General features: G+C 71.6%; 14 protein-coding genes and 1 pseudogene. 8 read left to right on the forward strand and 7 right to left on the reverse strand.

The annotated features are described in order from the left end of the window. Nucleotides 1-120 precede the first annotated feature (120 nt). Nucleotides 121-1,185 (forward strand): lipoate-protein ligase LplAB, encoded by a 1,065-nt coding sequence (gene lplAB / locus DC008_RS01565; RefSeq protein ID WP_108705344.1) that lies wholly within the window; start codon nucleotides 121-123, stop codon nucleotides 1,183-1,185. 24 nt (nucleotides 1,186-1,209) lie between these two features. Here lplAB and DC008_RS01570 read toward each other — a convergent pair whose 3' ends face one another. Further along, complete coding sequence (locus tag DC008_RS01570) at nucleotides 1,210-2,631, reverse strand: sugar porter family MFS transporter (RefSeq protein ID WP_108705345.1); 1,422 nt, start codon at nucleotides 2,629-2,631, stop codon at nucleotides 1,210-1,212. Between the two features lie 278 nt (nucleotides 2,632-2,909). Here DC008_RS01570 and DC008_RS01575 point away from each other — a divergent pair, with 278 nt between their 5' ends. After that, nucleotides 2,910-3,656 (forward strand): SDR family oxidoreductase, encoded by a 747-nt coding sequence (locus DC008_RS01575; RefSeq protein ID WP_108705346.1) that lies wholly within the window; start codon nucleotides 2,910-2,912, stop codon nucleotides 3,654-3,656. 79 nt (nucleotides 3,657-3,735) lie between these two features. Here the strand turns inward: DC008_RS01575 and DC008_RS01580 are convergent, their stop codons facing one another. After that, nucleotides 3,736-4,605, reverse strand: a complete 870-nt coding sequence (locus DC008_RS01580) for an AraC family transcriptional regulator (protein ID WP_108705347.1) — start codon at nucleotides 4,603-4,605, stop codon at nucleotides 3,736-3,738. A gap of 106 nt (nucleotides 4,606-4,711) precedes the next feature. On the opposite strand from DC008_RS01580, the gene DC008_RS01585 reads away from it, so the two are divergent. Continuing rightward, entirely contained in the window at nucleotides 4,712-5,545 is an 834-nt protein-coding gene (locus tag DC008_RS01585) for a helix-turn-helix domain-containing protein (protein WP_244221318.1), read from the forward strand. Between the two features lie 13 nt (nucleotides 5,546-5,558). Here DC008_RS01585 and DC008_RS01590 read toward each other — a convergent pair whose 3' ends face one another. From DC008_RS01590 to DC008_RS01600, 3 genes are all read right to left on the reverse strand, one after another. Continuing rightward, nucleotides 5,559-6,587, reverse strand: a complete 1,029-nt coding sequence (locus DC008_RS01590; protein WP_108705349.1) for a WxL protein peptidoglycan domain-containing protein — start codon at nucleotides 6,585-6,587, stop codon at nucleotides 5,559-5,561. 113 nt (nucleotides 6,588-6,700) lie between these two features. Continuing rightward, complete coding sequence (locus DC008_RS01595; protein ID WP_108705350.1) at nucleotides 6,701-8,659, reverse strand: purple acid phosphatase family protein; 1,959 nt, start codon at nucleotides 8,657-8,659, stop codon at nucleotides 6,701-6,703. Between the two features lie 141 nt (nucleotides 8,660-8,800). Continuing rightward, nucleotides 8,801-10,006, reverse strand: coding sequence for a HupE/UreJ family protein (locus DC008_RS01600; protein WP_108705351.1), 1,206 nt, complete (start codon nucleotides 10,004-10,006; stop codon nucleotides 8,801-8,803). Nucleotides 10,007-10,169: 163 nt separating this feature from the next. On the opposite strand from DC008_RS01600, the gene DC008_RS01605 reads away from it, so the two are divergent. Further along, nucleotides 10,170-10,844 (forward strand): type 1 periplasmic-binding domain-containing protein, encoded by a 675-nt coding sequence (locus DC008_RS01605; RefSeq protein ID WP_108705352.1) that lies wholly within the window; start codon nucleotides 10,170-10,172, stop codon nucleotides 10,842-10,844. Nucleotides 10,845-10,973: 129 nt separating this feature from the next. After that, complete coding sequence (locus DC008_RS01610; protein ID WP_108705353.1) at nucleotides 10,974-11,666, forward strand: SDR family NAD(P)-dependent oxidoreductase; 693 nt, start codon at nucleotides 10,974-10,976, stop codon at nucleotides 11,664-11,666. 34 nt (nucleotides 11,667-11,700) lie between these two features. On the opposite strand, the pseudogene DC008_RS35825 reads toward DC008_RS01610, so the two are convergent. After that, nucleotides 11,701-11,853, reverse strand: a pseudogene (locus DC008_RS35825) (oxidoreductase); the annotation flags it as partial. A gap of 213 nt (nucleotides 11,854-12,066) precedes the next feature. On the opposite strand from DC008_RS35825, the gene DC008_RS01620 reads away from it, so the two are divergent. Beyond that, nucleotides 12,067-15,354 carry a GH92 family glycosyl hydrolase gene (locus tag DC008_RS01620; protein ID WP_108710513.1) on the forward strand — a complete coding sequence of 1,096 codons (3,288 nt, stop codon included), beginning with the start codon at nucleotides 12,067-12,069 and terminating at the stop codon, nucleotides 15,352-15,354. A gap of 374 nt (nucleotides 15,355-15,728) precedes the next feature. Next, entirely contained in the window at nucleotides 15,729-16,085 is a 357-nt protein-coding gene (locus DC008_RS01625; protein WP_235071533.1) for a VOC family protein, read from the forward strand. Between the two features lie 54 nt (nucleotides 16,086-16,139). Here the strand turns inward: DC008_RS01625 and DC008_RS01630 are convergent, their stop codons facing one another. Beyond that, on the reverse strand, nucleotides 16,140-17,147 hold the full coding sequence (locus DC008_RS01630; RefSeq protein WP_108705354.1) for a DNA polymerase Y family protein: 1,008 nt from the start codon (nucleotides 17,145-17,147) through the stop codon (nucleotides 16,140-16,142). Between the two features lie 94 nt (nucleotides 17,148-17,241). Here DC008_RS01630 and DC008_RS01635 point away from each other — a divergent pair, with 94 nt between their 5' ends. After that, the gene (locus DC008_RS01635) at nucleotides 17,242-17,580 is read left to right on the forward strand and encodes a DUF6233 domain-containing protein (RefSeq protein ID WP_108705355.1); all 339 of its coding nucleotides are present in this window, start codon (nucleotides 17,242-17,244) and stop codon (nucleotides 17,578-17,580) included.

Raw genomic sequence — 17,580 nt, forward strand, 5'->3', positions numbered from 1 at the left:
CCCGTCGTAGGTGTGACGGGCGCGGGCGCGAAAACTCATCACCGGCCCGGCCGGGCGCCCCGTGGGAACACTCCGGCTCCGCCGCCGGTTCCACCTTGGCGGAGAAGGGATGGCGACATCGTGCACGGTGAGTACAAGGTTCCCGGCGGCAAGCTCGTCGTGGTGGACGTCGAGGTGGAGGACGGGGTGCTGCGGCACCCGCAGGTGGCCGGTGACTTCTTCCTGGAGCCGGACGAGGCGCTCCACGCGGTCAACCGGGCTCTCGACGGCGCCCCCGCCGACACCGACGCGGCCGGTCTGGCGAGCCGTATCGACCGGGCCCTGCCCGAGGGGACCGTCATGTACGGGCTGACCTCGGAGGCGGTCGGCATCGCGGTGCGGCGGGCACTCGCCCACGCCACGGACTGGACCGACTACGACTGGCAGCTGATCTACGACGGTCCGCAGAGCCCGGGGCTGCACATGGCCCTGGACGAGGTGCTCACCGCGGAGGTCGCCGCCGGACGCCGCCCGCCGACGCTGCGGGTGTGGGAGTGGGCCGCACCGGCGGTGATCATCGGCAGCTTCCAGTCGCTGCGCAACGAGGTCGACGCGCAGGGCGCCGAGCGGCACGGCATCGAGGTCGTCCGCCGTATCTCGGGCGGCGGAGCGATGTTCGTGGAGCCCGGCAACACGATCACGTACTCGCTGTCGGTGCCGGACTCTCTCGTCCAGGGGCTGTCGTTCCAGGACAGCTACGCCTACCTCGACGACTGGGTGCTGGACGCGCTCGGCGAGATGGGCATCAAGGCCTGGTACCAGCCGCTGAACGACATCGCCACCGAGCAGGGCAAGATCGCCGGTGCGGCGCAGAAGCGCCTCGTGGGACCGGACGGCGGGCCCGGAGCCGTTCTGCACCACGTGACCATGGCGTACGACATCGACGCCGACAAGATGCTCGAGGTGCTGCGCACCGGCCGGGAGAAGCTGTCGGACAAGGGCACCAAGAGCGCGAAGAAGCGGGTGGACCCGCTGCGCTGGCAGACCGGTCTGCCCCGGCGGGAGGTCATCGAGGGGCTGGTCGACTCCTTCCGGCGCCGCTACGGCCTGACCGACGGCAAGGTCACGGACGAGGAGCTGGCCCGGGCGCAGGAGCTCGTCCGCACCAAGTTCTCCACGCCCGAGTGGACGACACGCGTGCCCTGACCGGCCGGACCGGGGAGAAGGGCCTCAGCCCATCTCCTCCAGCCGCTTGCCCTTGGTCTCCTTGACGAACTTCAGGACGAACGGGATCGAGAGCGCGGCGAACACCGTGTAGATCACGTAGGTGGCCGACAGGTTCCAGTCGGCCAGCGACGGGAAGCTCGCGGTGATGGCCCAGTTGGCGATCCACTGTGCGGCCGCCGCCACGCCCAGGGCGGCGGCGCGCAGCCGGTTGGGGAACATCTCGCCGAGCAGCACCCAGACGACCACGCCCCACGACAGGGCGAAGAACAGCACGAACAGATGGGCGGCGATCAGGGCGACCCAGCCCTGGGTGGCGGGCAGCTTGCCGTCGACCAGGTCGTAGGAGAAGGCCCAGGCCTCCAGGCCGAGGCCGACGACCATGCCGACCGAGCCGATCAGGGCGAGCGGTTTGCGGCCGATCCGGTCGACGAAGATGATCGCGACGACCGTGCCGACGATGTTGATGATCGACGTCGTGAACGAGTAGAAGAACGAGTCGGTCGGGTCGACGCCCACCGACTGCCACAGCGTGGACGAGTAGTAGAAGGCGACGTTGATCCCGACGAACTGCTGGAACGCCGACAGGCCGATGCCGACCCACACGATCGGCTTGAACAGGAACGTGCCGCCCAGCAGGTCCTTGAACGACGACCTGCGCTCGGAGCGCATCGCCTGCTCGATCTCGGTGATCCGGGCGTCGAAGTCGACGTTCTCGCCCTCGACCTCGGCGAGGATCCGCCGGGCGCGCTCCCGCTTGCCGACGGAGATCAGGAAGCGGGGCGACTCGGGGATCGCGAAGGACAGCAGTCCGTAGAGGACGGCCGGGACGACCATGACGCCGAGCATGACCTGCCAGGCCTCCAGCCCCATCAGCGGGCCGCGCTGGTCGCCTCCGGCGGCGTTGAGGATCCCCCAGTTGACCAGCTGCGACATCGCGATGCCGACGACGATCGCGGCCTGCTGGAAGGAACCGAGCCGCCCCCGGTAGGCGGGCGGGGCCACCTCGGCGATGTAGGCCGGGCCGATCACCGAGGCCATGCCGATGGCGAAGCCGCCCACGACCCGCCAGAAGGCCAGGTCCCACAGCGCGAACGGCAACGCCGAACCCACCGCGCTGATCGTGAACAGGACGGCCGCGATCTGCATACAGCGGATACGGCCGATCCGGTCGGCGATCCGTCCCGCCGTCGCCGCGCCTACCGCACAGCCGATCAGCGCGATGGCGATGACCTGCGCCAACGCGGCCGAGCCGACGTCGTAGCGGTCGCGGATGGCCTCGACGGCACCGTTGATCACCGAACTGTCGTAGCCGAAGAGGAAGCCGCCCATCGCGGCCGCCGCCGCGATGAAGACGACGTGCCCGAGATGATCGGGGTGAGCCGTGGCGGCTCCTGACTGGGGTGACTGCGACGCGGTGCTGGTCACGTGAACTCCTCGGGCCGCCGGCCACACCCCGGGCGTGGACTGCGGTCATGCGGTGATCAACGGCAGGGCTTCTATCCGGTGCCCCCGGCGCGCGCCGATATGCCTCACCCGGCGCACGCTGGAACCGACCGCTGTCCGACGACGCCGGCTCTTTCCGTCGCATCGGCTGTCACAGACGGGAGGGCTGCCCGGTCAGAAGGGTGCAAGCAGTCGTCGCCGGATCCGGCGGGCGCCGCGCCGCGCGAGGCGGGCGGTGCCGTGGACGGAAGGAAAGATCCATGAAGGTCGTAGTGATCGGTGGGACCGGGCTCATCGGCTCGAAGGTGGTCGCCGCGCTCACCGAACACGGGCACGAGGCGGTGGCCGCCTCCCCCACCACCGGCGTCGACACCCTGACGGGCGAGGGTCTGGCGGAGGCCCTGGCGGGCGCGTCGGTCGTCGTCGACGTCACGAACTCCCCGTCGTTCGCCGACGACGCCGTGCTGGACTTCTTCCGCCGGTCCACGGAGCAGCAGCTCAAGGCGGAGAACGAGGCGGGGGTCGCCCACCATGTGGCACTGTCCGTCGTGGGCACCGACCGTCTCCAGGCGATCGGCTACTTCCGCGCCAAGCAGACGCAGGAGGACATGATCCGGGAGTCCGGGATCCCGTTCTCCATCGTGCGGGCGACGCAGTTCTTCGAGTTCGCCCAAGGGCTGGCGGACTCGGCCACCCAGGACGGCACGGTCGTCGCCGCGCCCATCAAGATCCAGCCGATCTTCTCCGGTGACGTGGCGGCGGCCGTGGCCCGCACCGCGGTGGGCGCGCCGGTGAACGGCATCGTCGAGGTCGCCGGGCCCGACACCTTCGCGTTCGAGGACTTCCTGCGCAAGGGCCTCGCGGTGCAGGGCGACCCGCGCCCGGTGGTGACGGAACCGCAGGGCCTGTACTGGGGTGCCGCTCTCCAGGAGTCCGACCTGCTCGCCGGACCGGACGCGTCGATCGGCGCGACCTCGCTGGCGGAGTGGAGCGCGCGGCAGGCGTAGCTCCCCAGCACGCGCCGAGCGCCGGGCCGACGGAAACCCGTCGCGGCCCGGCGCTCGGCCGTTCAAGCGGTGGCAGCCGTCAGGCGGGCTCGACGGGCAGCCACAGTTCGCAGGTCGCGGTGCTGAAGTCCGCCGCGCGGTCCAGGACGGCCACGATCGACGGGCCCGTCCGCAGCCGCCACGGGTTGGACGGGAACCACTCGGTCGCGGTCGCCGCCCAGGTGGTCTGCAGGGCCTGCGGATGCGGTCCGCTGGTCCGGAAGACGGCCCACATGCCCGCCGCCACCTCGATGGTGTCGAGTCCGTCCGGGACGGGCGTTTCCTGGTCGAGGGCGACGCCGTGCAGATAGGTGAGTTCGCTGCCCTCGGTGGCGTCGGGGTCGACGTCGTCGCTGACCTGCAGCAGGCCGGCCGGTTCGGTGTCGCTGAGTCCCTTCAGTCGTACGTGCTCCTGCGGCGGCAGCGCCGCGATGTGCTGCTGGATGTGCGGGTTGACGCCCTGGTGGATGAGTGGCACGCGGGCGGCGTGTCCGGCCAGCCGGAACGCGGGGCGGTCGACGAGGCGGGTGTCCATGGGGATGCTCCCTTCGACGGTCAGGCGGAACCTGAGCTGCGGTTGTGTGCGAAGGGGGCCTCCGTCACGGCGCACGTCACCGGGTCCGGCCCCGTGGACCGCCCTGAACGCGCGTCCGAACGCCTCGCTGGAGCCGTAGCCGTGCCGGACGGCGATGTCCAGCAGGTCGTTCTCGCCCCGGACGACGTCCGCGGCGGCGACGGTCATACGGCGCCGTCGCACGTACTCCGACAGCGGCATGCCGGCGAGCGACGAGAACATCCGGCGCAGGTGGTACTCGGTGGTGCCGAGTTCCCCCGCCAGCCGGCCGAGGTCGAGTTCCTCGCCGAGGTTCCGTTCGACCTGGTCGACGAGCCGGTTGAGTGCCGAGATCATGAGGTCTCCCTTCGCCGACAACCCTGGCAGCGGGCACTCCGGCCGCGCCCGATCGTTGCGATCCGATCCGATCATGCGCCCTCGGCATCTCGCGCAAGATGGAGACGTGAACCGACTTGGAGACGCGCTGCGGGCGTGGCGGGACCGGCTGGACCCGGCGGAGGCCGGGCTGACACAGGGGGCGCGACGCCGGGTGCCGGGGCTGCGGCGCGCCGAGCTGGCCATGCTCGCCGGGATCTCCGTCGAGTACGTCGTCCGGCTCGAACAGGGACGGGTGGCGACGCCGTCCGCGCAGGTGTGCTCGGCGCTGGCCCGTGCCCTGCGGCTGTCCGACGACGAGCAAGCGCATCTGCTGCGCCTGGCCGGCCACACCGCAGGCCCCGGCCGCCTCCCGCGGATCATCCCGGCGAGCCTGTACCGGATCATGGACCAGCTCGCCGCCCAGCCGGTGGCGGTCTACGACGGCATCTGGCAACTCCTGTACGGGAACCCGCTGTTCGCGGCCACCTTCGGGGAGGGCGCGGTGGGTGACGCCGAGGACGGCAATGTGCTGGTGTGGCAGTTCCTGGCGGAGCTGCCACGGATCCGGCAGTCGCCGTCCGAGCGGGAGGCGTTCGAGGAGTCCCTGATCGCCGACCTGCGGGCCACGACCAGCCGGTACCCCGACGACCCGGACGTCGAGGCGCTGATCGCGAAGCTGAGCCGCAGCCCCAGGTTCCGTGAGCTGTGGGACCGCGGGGCGGTCGGCGGGCACGAGAGCGCGCTCAAGCGGGTGGAGCATCCGGAGGTCGGGGACATCGCCCTGCTCTCCAGCATCCTGACCACGGAGGGCGGCCTCCGCCTCGTGGTGTTCACCCCGCAGCCGGGCACCGACGCCCGCAGCAAGCTCGACCTTCTCGGCGCGGTCGGCCTGCAGACCCTGTCCACCGCCCGGGAGTGAACGTTCAGGCTCGCTACGCCTCCTGCAGCGCCCGCTCCACGGCCTCCCGTACCCGGACGGCTTCGCGTTCCCTGCGCCGCGCGCGGGCCCGGCGTACGAGGAGGTAGGTCACGGCGACCACGAGGAGGAGCAGGCCGGCGAGCCAGGGAACGGCCCAGGTGTGCGCGGTCGCCTCGACGGGCTTCAGGGGCGTGGTCGAGCCGGAAGGATCGGTGAGCAGGGGCAGCAGCTCGGCGGTCGCCGTGAGGCGTACGCCGGGTGCGACGCCCCGCACGGGCACCTTCACCCTCCACCGCTCCCCCGGCAGCAGCTTCGGGGTGTCGGCCACGTCCTGTGCCGCCGTGCGCAGCCGGCCGAACGGGCCCTGGACGGAGACGTCCTGGCGGGCGGAGAGCAGGGCGTTGCCGGTGTTGTGGACGGTGTAGGTGACGGTGGCCGTGCCCTTCGCGAACGGGTTCGCGGTGCCGTCGTAGGCGATGTGCAGGTCCTCGACGGCGAGCCGGGGCGTGAGTTCGCCGCCGACGCGAAGGGCGAGGCGGACGCCGAGGCGGCGGTCGACGTTGATGCCCGCGGCGGTGTCGGACTGCTTGAGGGAGGTGAGGAGGCCGCCCACGTGGTCGCCGGGGGTGGCGTTCTTCGGGACGGTGACCGTGAAGGGGACGTCGGCGGACTTGCCGGGCTTGATCGTGAGGGTGTCGGTCCGGGGGTGCACCCAGGCGCCGACGCCGACGGACTTCTTCTCCCGGGTGAGCAGGTCGAGTTGTCCGGCGTCGGTGGTGTAGCCGTCGGAGGCGTACACGGCGAGGCGGAGGGGGGTGCTGCCCCGGTTGGTGACGACCATCGTGTCCTCGACGGTGCCGCCCGGGTTCACGGCGTAGCCGAAGCTGGAGCGGTCGTCGCCGTACCCGTTCGCGGCGGTCCGGACCGTCCAGCTGACGTCGCCGTCGGCGGCCGCGGCGGGTCCCGCGCGCAGGCCCGTGAGCGCGAGGACGGTGAAAAGGACGAGGAGCGCGGCGAGGCGGGGACGTCTGTGCGTGGGCATCTGGGTTTCTCCAGGAGGGGGCGGTGTGGCAGGGCGCCCGTGGGTGCCCTGCCACACCGGTGGAACGGTCCTGCCGCCCCGCTCGGCGCGGCGGCAGGGTGGGGGTGGTCCGGTCAGCTGCTGAGCGCGGTGATCGTGAGGGTCGCGCGGTACGAGCCCTTCGCGACGTTGTCCGGGATCTTCAGGTCGAGGTCGGCGCCCAGCCGGGCGTCGCCGCGCGGGTGGCCCTGCCCGGCGGAGGCGAGGCCCCGCGAGACGGACAGGCCGGCGCCCTGGTCGTCGTAGCCGGAGGCCACCGCCGAGGCGGCCGTGGCGCCCGCTCCGCCGTTGAGGACGTACGGCTTCCAGCCGAGGTAGGAGCCGGAGAACTTCTTGTCGGCGTCCTTGAACTCGCTCACGTCGGCCGAGATCGACCAGGGGGCGAGCGAGCGGCGGCTGTCGGTCACCCGGAGGGGGTTGATCTTGCCGGCGGCCTCGAAGTGGTTGCCGTCGGTCTCCTTGGCGGTGCCGAGGTCCACCAGGCCGTTGTAGCCGTCGATGGTCCAGCCGAACTCGCCGGGGGCGGCGGCCGGGACGTCGACCTGGAGGGACTGGCCGTCGCCGTTGTACGGGTGGACGGTGACCTTGTCGACGACGGAGCCGACCGGCTGACCGGGCGTCGCGCAGGGGACGTTGCCGTTGTCGACCGACGGGTTCGGCGTGGCGCAGGTGCCGGAGCGCAGGTTCTCCAGGACCAGCTTGTCGGACCTGACCTTGACGCGGACGTACGAGCGGACGTGCTCCTGGTTCTCCACCGAGTTGAACCAGAAGTTGTCCGGGTTCAGCGGGTCGGGACCGTTGCCCTGGACGCCGGTGCCGGAGTCGTCGGGCTTCTTGAGGTCGTAGTACTTCGACCCCGAGGCCGAGTTGGCCGTCACGTAGATGACTCCGCCGGGGCCCGGGTAGACCTCGGCCTGGCCGGGCTTCTCCTCCGGGTTGGCCTTCTGCCCGTTCTTGATGGCGTAGCTGCGGGAGTAGCTGTGGTCGTGGCCCTGGAGGACCATGTCGATGCCGAGGTCGGAGAAGGCCGTCGTGAAGTCCTTGCGGCGGTCCTTGTTGCCCTGGTCGTAGGAGTGGCTGGCGGGCGAGTAGATGGAGTGGTGGTAGACCAGCACCTTCCACTTGGCTTCCGAGCCGTGCTTCTTGACGACGTCGGTGATGTAGCCGACGTGCTGGGCGTCCTTGGTGTCGCTCTGGGCGTTGCTGTTGATGTCGATGAACAGCACGTCCTTGTGGATGAACCAGTAGTCGCCGCCGGACCGGGTCGACGCGTCCTTGTCGTAGTACGCCTCGGACTTGTCGGTGTTGGGCGTGAAGTGGTGCTGCTCGTAGGCCTTGCCGCCGACGTCGTGGTTGCCGATGGTGGCGGCCATGGGGACCTGGCGGAGCTGGTCGGGGGCGAGGAACGACGTCCACTGCTTCTCGTCGTTGGCGCTCTCGACGTGGTCGCCGCCGGACACCAGCAGTTCGGCGTCGGGGTTGGCCTCGGTCGCCACCTTCAGGGTGTCGGCCCAGCCGGCGCCGTCCTTCTGCGCGTCGCCGCTGGAGCCGATCTGGGGGTCGCCGAGGAACAGGAAGTCGTAGTCGCCTTCGAAGTCCCGGGTCTTGAAGCTGTACGTCGGGGACCAGTCGCCCTCGCCGCCCACCCGGTAGGAGTAGGCCACGTTCTCCCTGAGGCCGGTGATCGTGGCGTGCCGGTTGTAGCCGCCGCTGGAGGCGATGTTGGCGCCGCCCGTGGCGGCGAAGGTGGCCGCGTCGGCGGGGAACCGGCCGTCGGTGAGGGCCGAGGTGGGGGCGACCTGGAGCTGCTGCGGGGTGTCCGCCGTGGAGTACCAGGTGACGATCCGCTGGGTCTCGTCGGCGCCCACGCCGAGGATGACGCCGGACACGCCGGCGGAGTCGGCCGCGGCGGCCGGGGCCACACCGCTGCCGCCCAGTGCCATGGTCAGCCCCAGCACGGCGGTGGCGGCACCGCCGGCCACACGGCGTCTCACGGGGCCGTCGCTCTGCGTCGTTCTACTGCTCGATCTCATGGGTTCTTTCGTTCCTTATGCATGCATGAATGCACGGATTGGAGATCTGTACGATCACCGGGTGGCATGAACCGGAGGCAAATGATCCGGCCGAGTTGGTTGAACGTCGCACCAAACAGGGGGCGTCCCGCCGACAGCCCCTCAGGCACCGGTGATCCGCTGCGCGAACCAGGTCAGCCCCATGACGGCCACCCCCGCCGCGACCAGTCCCGTCGCCCGGCGTCCGGCACGCGGAGCCCTGCGCCGCAGGACGGCCAGCGCGGGGAAGAGCAGCCCGACGATCGCCAACTGCACGGCCTCGATACCGAGGTTGAACACCAGCAGCGACCACAGCAGGGTCCAGGACCACGCCGCCTCGATGCCCAGCGCCCCGGCGAACCCCAGGCCGTGGACGAGCCCGAAACAGAACACCACGCCCAGCCTGGTCCAGCCCGCCCGGTCCAGCCGGAAGTGCCCCACCCGCCCCTCCTGTTGCGCGGCCGGATCGCGGTGCCGGGCGAGCCGCCACAGGTGCCAGCCCGCGACGACGGCGATGGACAGGGCGATGACGGGCTCCACGACGGAGGCCGGGACCTCCACCAGACCGAGGGCCGCCAGCAGGAAGGTGACCGAGTGGGCCAGGGTGAACGTCGTGGCGACGAGCACGACTTCGCGGGGCGTGCGCGAGCCGACGATGAGCGCCAGCAGGAACAGGATGTGGTCGATCCCGGTCAGCAGATGCTCCGCGCCCAGCCGGAAGAACTCCCAGAACCGCTGGTACCAGGTCTGGTCGATCAGGAAGGACGGGTGCGCGGCGTCGAGCGCGGCGCTGCCCACGAGTCCGTCGACCGCGTACGTGACGATGGTCTTGGTGCCCTTCACATACCGCTCCGCGTCGGGGAACAGCGTGCTGCGTACGTCCAGCGGGGCGTCGCCGCCCGCGCAGGTCCAGTCGAGCCCGAGGACGGCGTAGGGGGCGCCATCGCGGCGGCTCATCGTGAACCCTCCGTGCCGGCGCGGGGTGCAGGGCCGGCCGCCGGAAGAGAGCGAGAAGCGGTCGGTGACATAGCCGGTCACCGCGTCGGCGTGCGCGTCGAGCACGGCGGCCCGGCCGCGGGCGTCACCGGTCTCGAAGGCGGCGGTGCCCTGCCGGAACAGGGCGTCGTCGTGGGCGGCGTCGGCCGCGGACACGACGAGGAGGTCGTACTCCAGCTCCACGGTGGTGTGCGGCCGGCCCGGGTCGTGCGCGGTGACGTCGGCGTGGACGGTGGAGGCGAAGCCGTGCGCGTGGCCCGGCCCGGCCGTGCCGACGACCGCGACGACGGCCGCGCACAGGGCGATGAGAATGCGGCGAACCCGCTGTGACATGGTGCTCCTTCAGGTTTCCGGAGCACCGTGCGTGCCGTGGATGAACAGCGCTGGTCGCCCCGGCGAAGCCTCGGACAACAAGCCCTCTTCGGCGTCCACGTGGGCGTCGGACGGCGCAGGATGAACGCCGCACCATCCGTCACTGCTCCGAGGGACGATCGTCTTGCGTTCACCGCTTCGGATCGCCGCCGCGCTGGCGGCGGTCGCCGCACTGGTCACCGGCTGCAGCTCCGCCGACGCCTGGTCGGAGCCGCACGCCTCCCCCACGCCCGTCGGCGCCCTCGGCCCCGGCTTCGTCGACCCCTCGGCCTCCCCGACCCCGGAGGCGACCGTGACCCCGAGGCCGGGCTCCTGGGACGACGTCCACCCCCCGGCGGGCTACCGGGTGGTCCTGGTGACCGCCGGGCACGACCGCCCGACAACCGCGCTCGTGACCGCCGTACGGGACTGGGCGCGGGAGGAGGACGTCGACCTGCGCACGGTGACCGCGGACGATCCCGGCCGCCATATCGCCGCTCTCACGCGGGCCATGGACATGGGCCCGGACCTCGTCGTCACGGCGGGCAACGACCTGGTGGACCCGCTGGCCGCGGTCAGCCCCAGCCATCTCGCCCAGCATTTCCTCGTCGTGGGCGCGGAGTTGGCCGAGCCGACGGAGAACGTCACGGCCGCCGACTGGACCGGGGCGTCCTTCCGCGGCGAGGGGCTGGGCATGTCCTCGGCGTACGACGCCCGCTCGTTCACCGCCGCACGCTGCGCCGCCGCCGTCAGGGCGGGAGTGGCGGCCGTGCTCAGCGACCTGACCGGGATCGTGCTCTGGCTGGACGAAGTGGCGTAGAGCCTCCGGGCGGCGAGGGTGGTACGCGCTGTACCAGGAAAAGCCGTGGCTCCCGGCGGCGCTCCCGGAACCGCAGGATCGACTCCGTGACCCGGCACCCCCGTGCCGGCCCGAAGCGGAGGAACCAGCATGCCCACGACGTTCATCACCGGAGCCAACAAGTCCCTCGGTCTGGAGACCGCCCGCCGTCTCGTCGAGGCCGGGCACACGGTCCTCGTCGGCGCCCGCGACCCGGAGCGCGGCCGGGCCGCCGCCGCGTCGGTCGGCGCACGGTTCGTCCGGATCGACGTCACGGACGACGCCTCGGTGGACGCCGCCGTCGCCGATGTCGCCGCGCACGAGGGCGGCATCGACATCCTGATCAACAACGCCGGGGTCCTCGGCCGGGTGGGCCCCGTCGAGGAGTTCACGGCGGCGGACATGAGGGAGGTGCTGGAGGTCAACGTCGTCGGGATCGTCCGGGTCACCCACGCGTTCCTGCCGTTGCTGCGCACCTCGCCGAACCCCGTCATCGTCAACGTGTCCAGCGGCATGGGCTCCTTCGGCCTGACGCAGGACCCGGACCGGGTCGAGTCGCGGTACGCCCTGCCGCTCTACAGCGCGTCGAAGGCCGCGGTCACCATGCTCACCACGCAGTACGCCAAGGAGCTCAAGGACATCCGGGTCAACGCGGCCGACCCCGGCCAGACCGCCACTGACTTCACCGGCGGTGTCGGGCACTCGGTGGCCGAGGGCGCCGAGTCCATCGTGGCCCTCGCGACGATCGGCGCGGACGGCCCGACGGGACGGTTCGTCGACCGGTCCGGCGAACTCCCCTGGTGAGCCCCCGGCCGGCCTGATCAGGCCGACGTGATCGGGCCCGCACGGTCGGCCGGACGACGATCTCGCCGACGTCGACGCCCTCGGGCTGCTCGATGACGTACCCGATGGCCGACGCGACGGCCGACGGGGGCATGGCGCCCTCGTCGCGCTGCTCGACCAGGGCGGCCGCGCCCTCGGGGGCGGCGCCTGCCCTGGACGGCCTCACGGTCGGCCCCTGACGGGCGGGACCCGCGTCCCGATCCCGATCGACACCATCTCTGTCAGAACCATTGACAACGATGTCAAAGACGTGATCTAGTCCCCTCCGATCCAGCCGGTGCCACTGATCGCCTGTCAAGCGCGTGCAATGAAAGGTGACTTCGACGTGAAGGACGTGGCCGAGGAACAGGAGACCGCTTCCATGCACAGACCCCTGCACCATCGACTGCGTGAGCGCGCGTCGACCGTGCTCGCCGCGCTGCTCGTCACCGGCGCCGCCTTGAGCCCGGCGCCGGCCGTCGCCCAGGGCGCCGCGGACACCGGCGAACTCACCTCGCTGGTCAACCCGTTCATCGGCACCCAGAACTTCGGCAACACCTTCCCCGGCGCGAGCGCCCCGTTCGGCATGGTCCAGGTCAGCCCGGACACCGGCGGCCAGGGCGGCTACGACTACCAGCAGGACAAGATCTACGGCTTCAGCCAGACGCATCTGTCCGGCGTCGGCTGCTCCGTCATGGGCGAGCTGCCCCTGATGCCGACGACCGGGGCCGTGGACCGGGTCGACGCCGACGCCTACCGCTCGACGTACTCGCACGACGACGAGGACGCCGAACCCGGCTACTACCGCGTCGGATTGAAGACGTACGACATCGACGCCGAGCTGACCGCCACGGAGCGCACGGGCTGGCAGCGGTACACGTTCCCGTCGACCGGCCGCGCCAACGTCCTGTTCAACACGGGCAAGGCCAACCAGCGGGTGTACGACTCGGAGGTGCACGTCGTCGGTGACCGCACCGTCGAGGGCCGGGTCGAGGCGGGCAACTTCTGCGCGGGCAAGGACCGGCACACCGTCTACTTCACGGCGACCTTCGATCGGCCGTTCGCGTCGCACGGCACCTGGCGCGGCAGTACTCCGGCGCCCGGCGAGCGCGACGCCGCCGGTGAGGGCGGCAACGGTGCCTGGGTGACCTTCGACGCGGCCACCGACCGGGACGTCGTCGTCAAGGTGGGGCTGTCGTACACGGGCCTCGAGGGCGCCCGTAAGAACCTGAAGGCGGAGACGGGCGACTCGTACGACTTCGACGCCACACGGAAGGCCCTGCACACCACGTGGGAGCGGCAGTTGGAGGCGGTCCGGGTCACGGGCGGCCCCGAGGAGCGGCAACGGGCCTTCTACAGCGCGCTGTACCACGCGCAGCTGCACCCGAACCTCGCCGGTGACGTCGACGGCCGGTACGCGGGCTTCGACGGCAAGACCCATACGGCGTCGGGCTTCACGCCGTACCAGAACCTGTCGCTGTGGGACACGCACCGCCCGCAGAACCAGTTGCTGCAGGTGCTGCAGCCGAAGGTGGCCCGGGACGTGGCGCTGTCGGTCGTGGCGATCGGGCGGGACGGCGGCTGGCTGCCGCGCTGGTCGCTGGCCAACAGCGAGACCAACATCATGACCGGCGACCCGGTCACCCCGTTCCTGGTCGAGGCCTGGTCCAAGGGCCTGCTGAAAGGCTACGAGAAGGAGGCGTACGCACTCCTGCGGAAGAACGCCACGAGCACCCCGCCGGACGATTCCCCCTACAACGGCCGCTCCGGCGTGGCCGCCTACCAGGAGCGCGGCTATGTCCCCAGCGGGCTGGAGCTCGGCAAGGACTGCGCGCACAAGGGCGGTGACAACGACTGCGTCCATCCCGCGTCGGCGACCCTGGAGTACGCGGCGGCCGACGCGTCACTGGCCCTGATGGCCAAGGCCCTCGGACACACCGCGGACGCCCGGATGTTCGCGGCGCGCGGCCAGTGGTACCGCAACCTGTGGGACTCGGACATCGGGCAGTTCCGGCCGCGCACGAAGGACGGCACCTGGCTGACCCCGTACGACCCGGTCGAGGCCGGCCACCAGTTCCACGAGGGCGGCGCCCACCAGTACCAGTGGCTGGTGCCCCAGGACCCGGCCGGACTGGTGTCCCTGATGGGCGGCAGGAAGGCCACCGAGAAGCGGCTCGACTCCTTCTTCGCCTACGACAAGCTGCTCGCGGACCCGGCCAGGACCGCCCGCGAGGACTGGATCTCGGCGCCGTACGACTACTACGGCAAGCCGACCTACAACCCGAACAACGAGCCCGATCTGCACGCCCCGTACATGTATCTGTGGGCGGGCGCGCCGGCGAAGACGGCCACCGTGGTGCGCGCCGCGATGACCCTCTTCACCGACGGTCCGGACGGCATGACCGGCAACGACGACCTGGGCACGATGTCCGCCTGGTACGTCTTCTCCTCGCTGGGCCTGTACCCGGTGACGAACGGCGGCGACTACCTCGCCGTGTCCTCCCCGCAGTTCCCGTCGGCGGAGATCCGCATCGGCGCCTACGGGAAGCGGCAGGGCGGCACCCTGACCGTGAAGGCGCCCGGCGCGAGCGACACCCGGCGGTATGTGCAGCGGGCGCGGTTCGACGGGAAGGACCTGCGCGCCACCTGGCTGGACTGGGACGCGGTCGCCGAGGGCGGGCGGCTCACCTTCGAGATGGGCGACAGGCCGTCGGCGTGGGGCACCGGCAAGGGGGCCGAGCCGCCGTCCGTGAACCGTGCGGCGGCCGACTCCCGCCGGCACCTCGACGCCTCGCTGCGCACCAGCGCGGACGTCGTCCCGACGGCGGACAGCGCCCAGAGCGTCCGCCTTCAGCTCGACGTGCTGGGCCAGTCGCCCGGCACGCTGCGCGCGGACGTCGACGCCAAGGCCCCGAAGGGCTGGACCGTGAAGACGTCCCCGGCCTTCTCCCTCGCCTCGCACCGGCTGCCGGTCCAGCGCACGGCGACGGTGGACGTGGGCGTGCCGGCCGGGACCGCGCCGGGCACGTACTCGGTGCGGATCACGGCGGCCGCGAAGGGTGTGAAGGCCGTGGAGCGCACGGCGACCGTCGAGGTCCGCGCGGCCGCGAAGTGTGCCACGGGTGTCGAGGACGTCTGCGCCGTCGACCTGTCGGATGAGGCGAACCACGACGGTACGGCGACCGTCGCCGCGCCCGACGAGGGCGACTTCGACGGCGGGGGCTGGAGCTACGACGCCGCCCTGCTGCCGAAGGCGGGTCCGGTCGTCTGGGACGGCGTCACCTACGACGCGCCCGACCCGTCGGGGACGGCCGCGAACTTCGTGGAGAACCGCGGCCAGGCCATGCTGCTCCCGGCCGGCTCCTACGGCACCCTGCGCCTGGTCGCCGCGTCCCACCACGGCCCGGTGTCCACGGCACTGACCGTCCGCTACACCGACGGAAGCACCGCCGAGGTACCGGTGACCGTCGGCGACTGGGCCGGGTCGACCCCGCAGGGCAGCACCGTCGTCCTGGAGATGGCCCACCGCATCAAGCACGGCCAAGGCGTCGACGGCCCGCCGGTCCGCCTGTTCGGGACGTCGGGGAAGCTGGACGACTCGAAGACGGTGCGTTCCGTGGGACTGCCGAACGATACGCGGGTGCAGATCTATGCGCTGACGCTCGGTTAGGGCCTTTCGTTTGGATCAGCCCGGCTGCGGCCAACGGGACGTGGTGACGTGCCCGAGCGGGGGCTGGTGCGTGCGGCTGCAAGGCGGAGGAGGGCGGCGACGCGATGGGGGCCCCTCCCGCGCGAGCGAAGCCGAGCGTGGGGGAGCCGGCAACCGACGACAACGCCGCAGATGCGCGTGCCGGCCCCCGCGACGCCGGGATGATCCAAACGAAAGCCCCTAGGTGTGTTGTCCGTAAAGTCGCGTCGTCCGCCCGTAGGGCGGGCGGCGGACACGGCACACCCGGGCGAGCGGGAAAGGTGTGCGGCGGCGAGACGGTCTGTAGTACCCCTGGACGGTCCGGAGTTTTCGCCGCCGACCCTCAGGAGGCGCCCATGTCCTCGCCGTCCGTCCGCCGTGTCATGCCCATCATCCGGTCGGAGGCCCTGGAGGAGAGCCGGGACTTCTACGGCCTCTTGGGCCTCGAGGAGGTCATGAACCACGGCTGGATCATGACGCTGGCCTCCCCGTCCACTCCGGCGGCCCAGATCAGCGTCATGACGAGCGACAAGACGGCCCCGGTCACGCCCGACGCGAGCATCGAGGTCGACGACGTGGACGCGGCCTACGCCGCGATGCGCGAGAGCGGCGCGGAGATCGTCCACCCGCTGCAGGACGAGGAGTGGGGCGTACGGCGCTTCTTCGTCCGCGACCCGAACGGCCGGGTGATCAATGTGCTGAGCCACCGCTGAAGCATTCGGGCCGACCTGCCCGCCTCGTGACCGAGGGGCCTCGCTCGCTTCGGGTCAGGAAGCGCGGCGGAAGACCGCGGCCGGGCCTATGACGCCCGGGCCGAACTTGTCACGGACGCGGTCGACGGCGTCCTCGGCGACCAGCCGTGCCTCGCGCGCCTCGTCCAGGCTGATCTGCTGGGCGACCTGGTCGGCGCCGACGAGATCCGTACCCTTGAGGGTGAGTCCGGTGAGCCGGCCGCGCTGAAGGCCGGCGGCGTCCATCAGCTGGTAGGCCATCGCCCGCAGATCGTCGTCGTGCGCGGACGCCTCCGGGAGGCGGCGGGTCCGCTCCCAGCCGCCGCCTCCGGCGAACGACAGTTTCAGGGTGAGCGCGCGGGCGGCCTGGTCCCTGCGGCGCAGCAGCAGACCGAGCTGGACGACCAGGTCGAGGAGGGCGGCGCGGACGGTGGCGCCGTCCAGGGTGTGCCGGGAGAAGGTGTGCCGGACGGACGCCGTCGGGGGCAGGGCGCGGGGGACGACGGGGCGCGGGTCGACGCCGCGCGCCCTGTCGGTCGCCGTACGGCCCGCCCGGCCGCCCAGCAGGCGCTGCACCGTGGCAGGCGGCACGGAGGCGAGCAGGCCGACATTGTGGATGCCGTACGCGCGCAGCGCCTCCGCCTGCCGGGGGCCGATGCCGTGCAGGGCGTCGACCGGCAGTGGGCCGAGCCAGTCGGTGACCTCGTCGGGGCCGACGGCCAGGACTCCGCCGGGTGCGGGGACCTGCGCGGAGGCGGTGGCCGCGACGGTGATCGACGGTCCGATGCCGACCCGCACGTCCACGCCCAGCCGGGAGAGGGTGCGTACCCGCAGGACCTCGCCGAGGCGCCGGGTGTCCGGGCCGTGGTAGCGCAGGGCGCCCTTCAGCTCGACCAGGGCCGCGGAGGGCGGCAGGGCCTGTACGACGGGTGACAGCTCGGACAGTTCCTCCAGTACCCGCCGGTATGTCTCCTCCCCCAGCCGGTCCGGGCACCGTACGTGCATCACCGTCGAGATCCTGCGCGCCGGTCCGTCCGTCGTCATGTCCCACCTCCCGCACTCACCCCTTCACGGTATCGAACAAATAATCGAACACGCGAGGGCGCGCCGGGTGGATCTTGAGCTTAGAATCAAAAATGTGTTCGATGACCTGCCGCCCGACCTGGACCGACTGCGCACGCTGCGCGTCTGGCACGCCCTGTGGGTCCAGCGCATCGACGCCAAGATCGCGGCGCTGCAGCGGCGCCAGGCCGAGGAGGAGAACGGCCGGCGGCGCCGCCCCCGGCCCCCGGAGTGGATCGTCGAGCTCGGCATCGGTGCCGACCGCTCCCCCGTCCAGGTCCATGCCGGCGACTGCCATATGGCGGGCGAGCGGCGCCGGGCGGTGAGCCGGGACGAGGCGCGCCGGCTGCTCGCGACCGGCCTGGAGGGTTGCAGCCACTGCCGCCCGGCGGCCCGGCTGCACATCATCGAGTGA

This window comes from Streptomyces nigra (assembly GCF_003074055.1).
GTDB classification, from domain to species: domain Bacteria; phylum Actinomycetota; class Actinomycetes; order Streptomycetales; family Streptomycetaceae; genus Streptomyces; species Streptomyces nigra.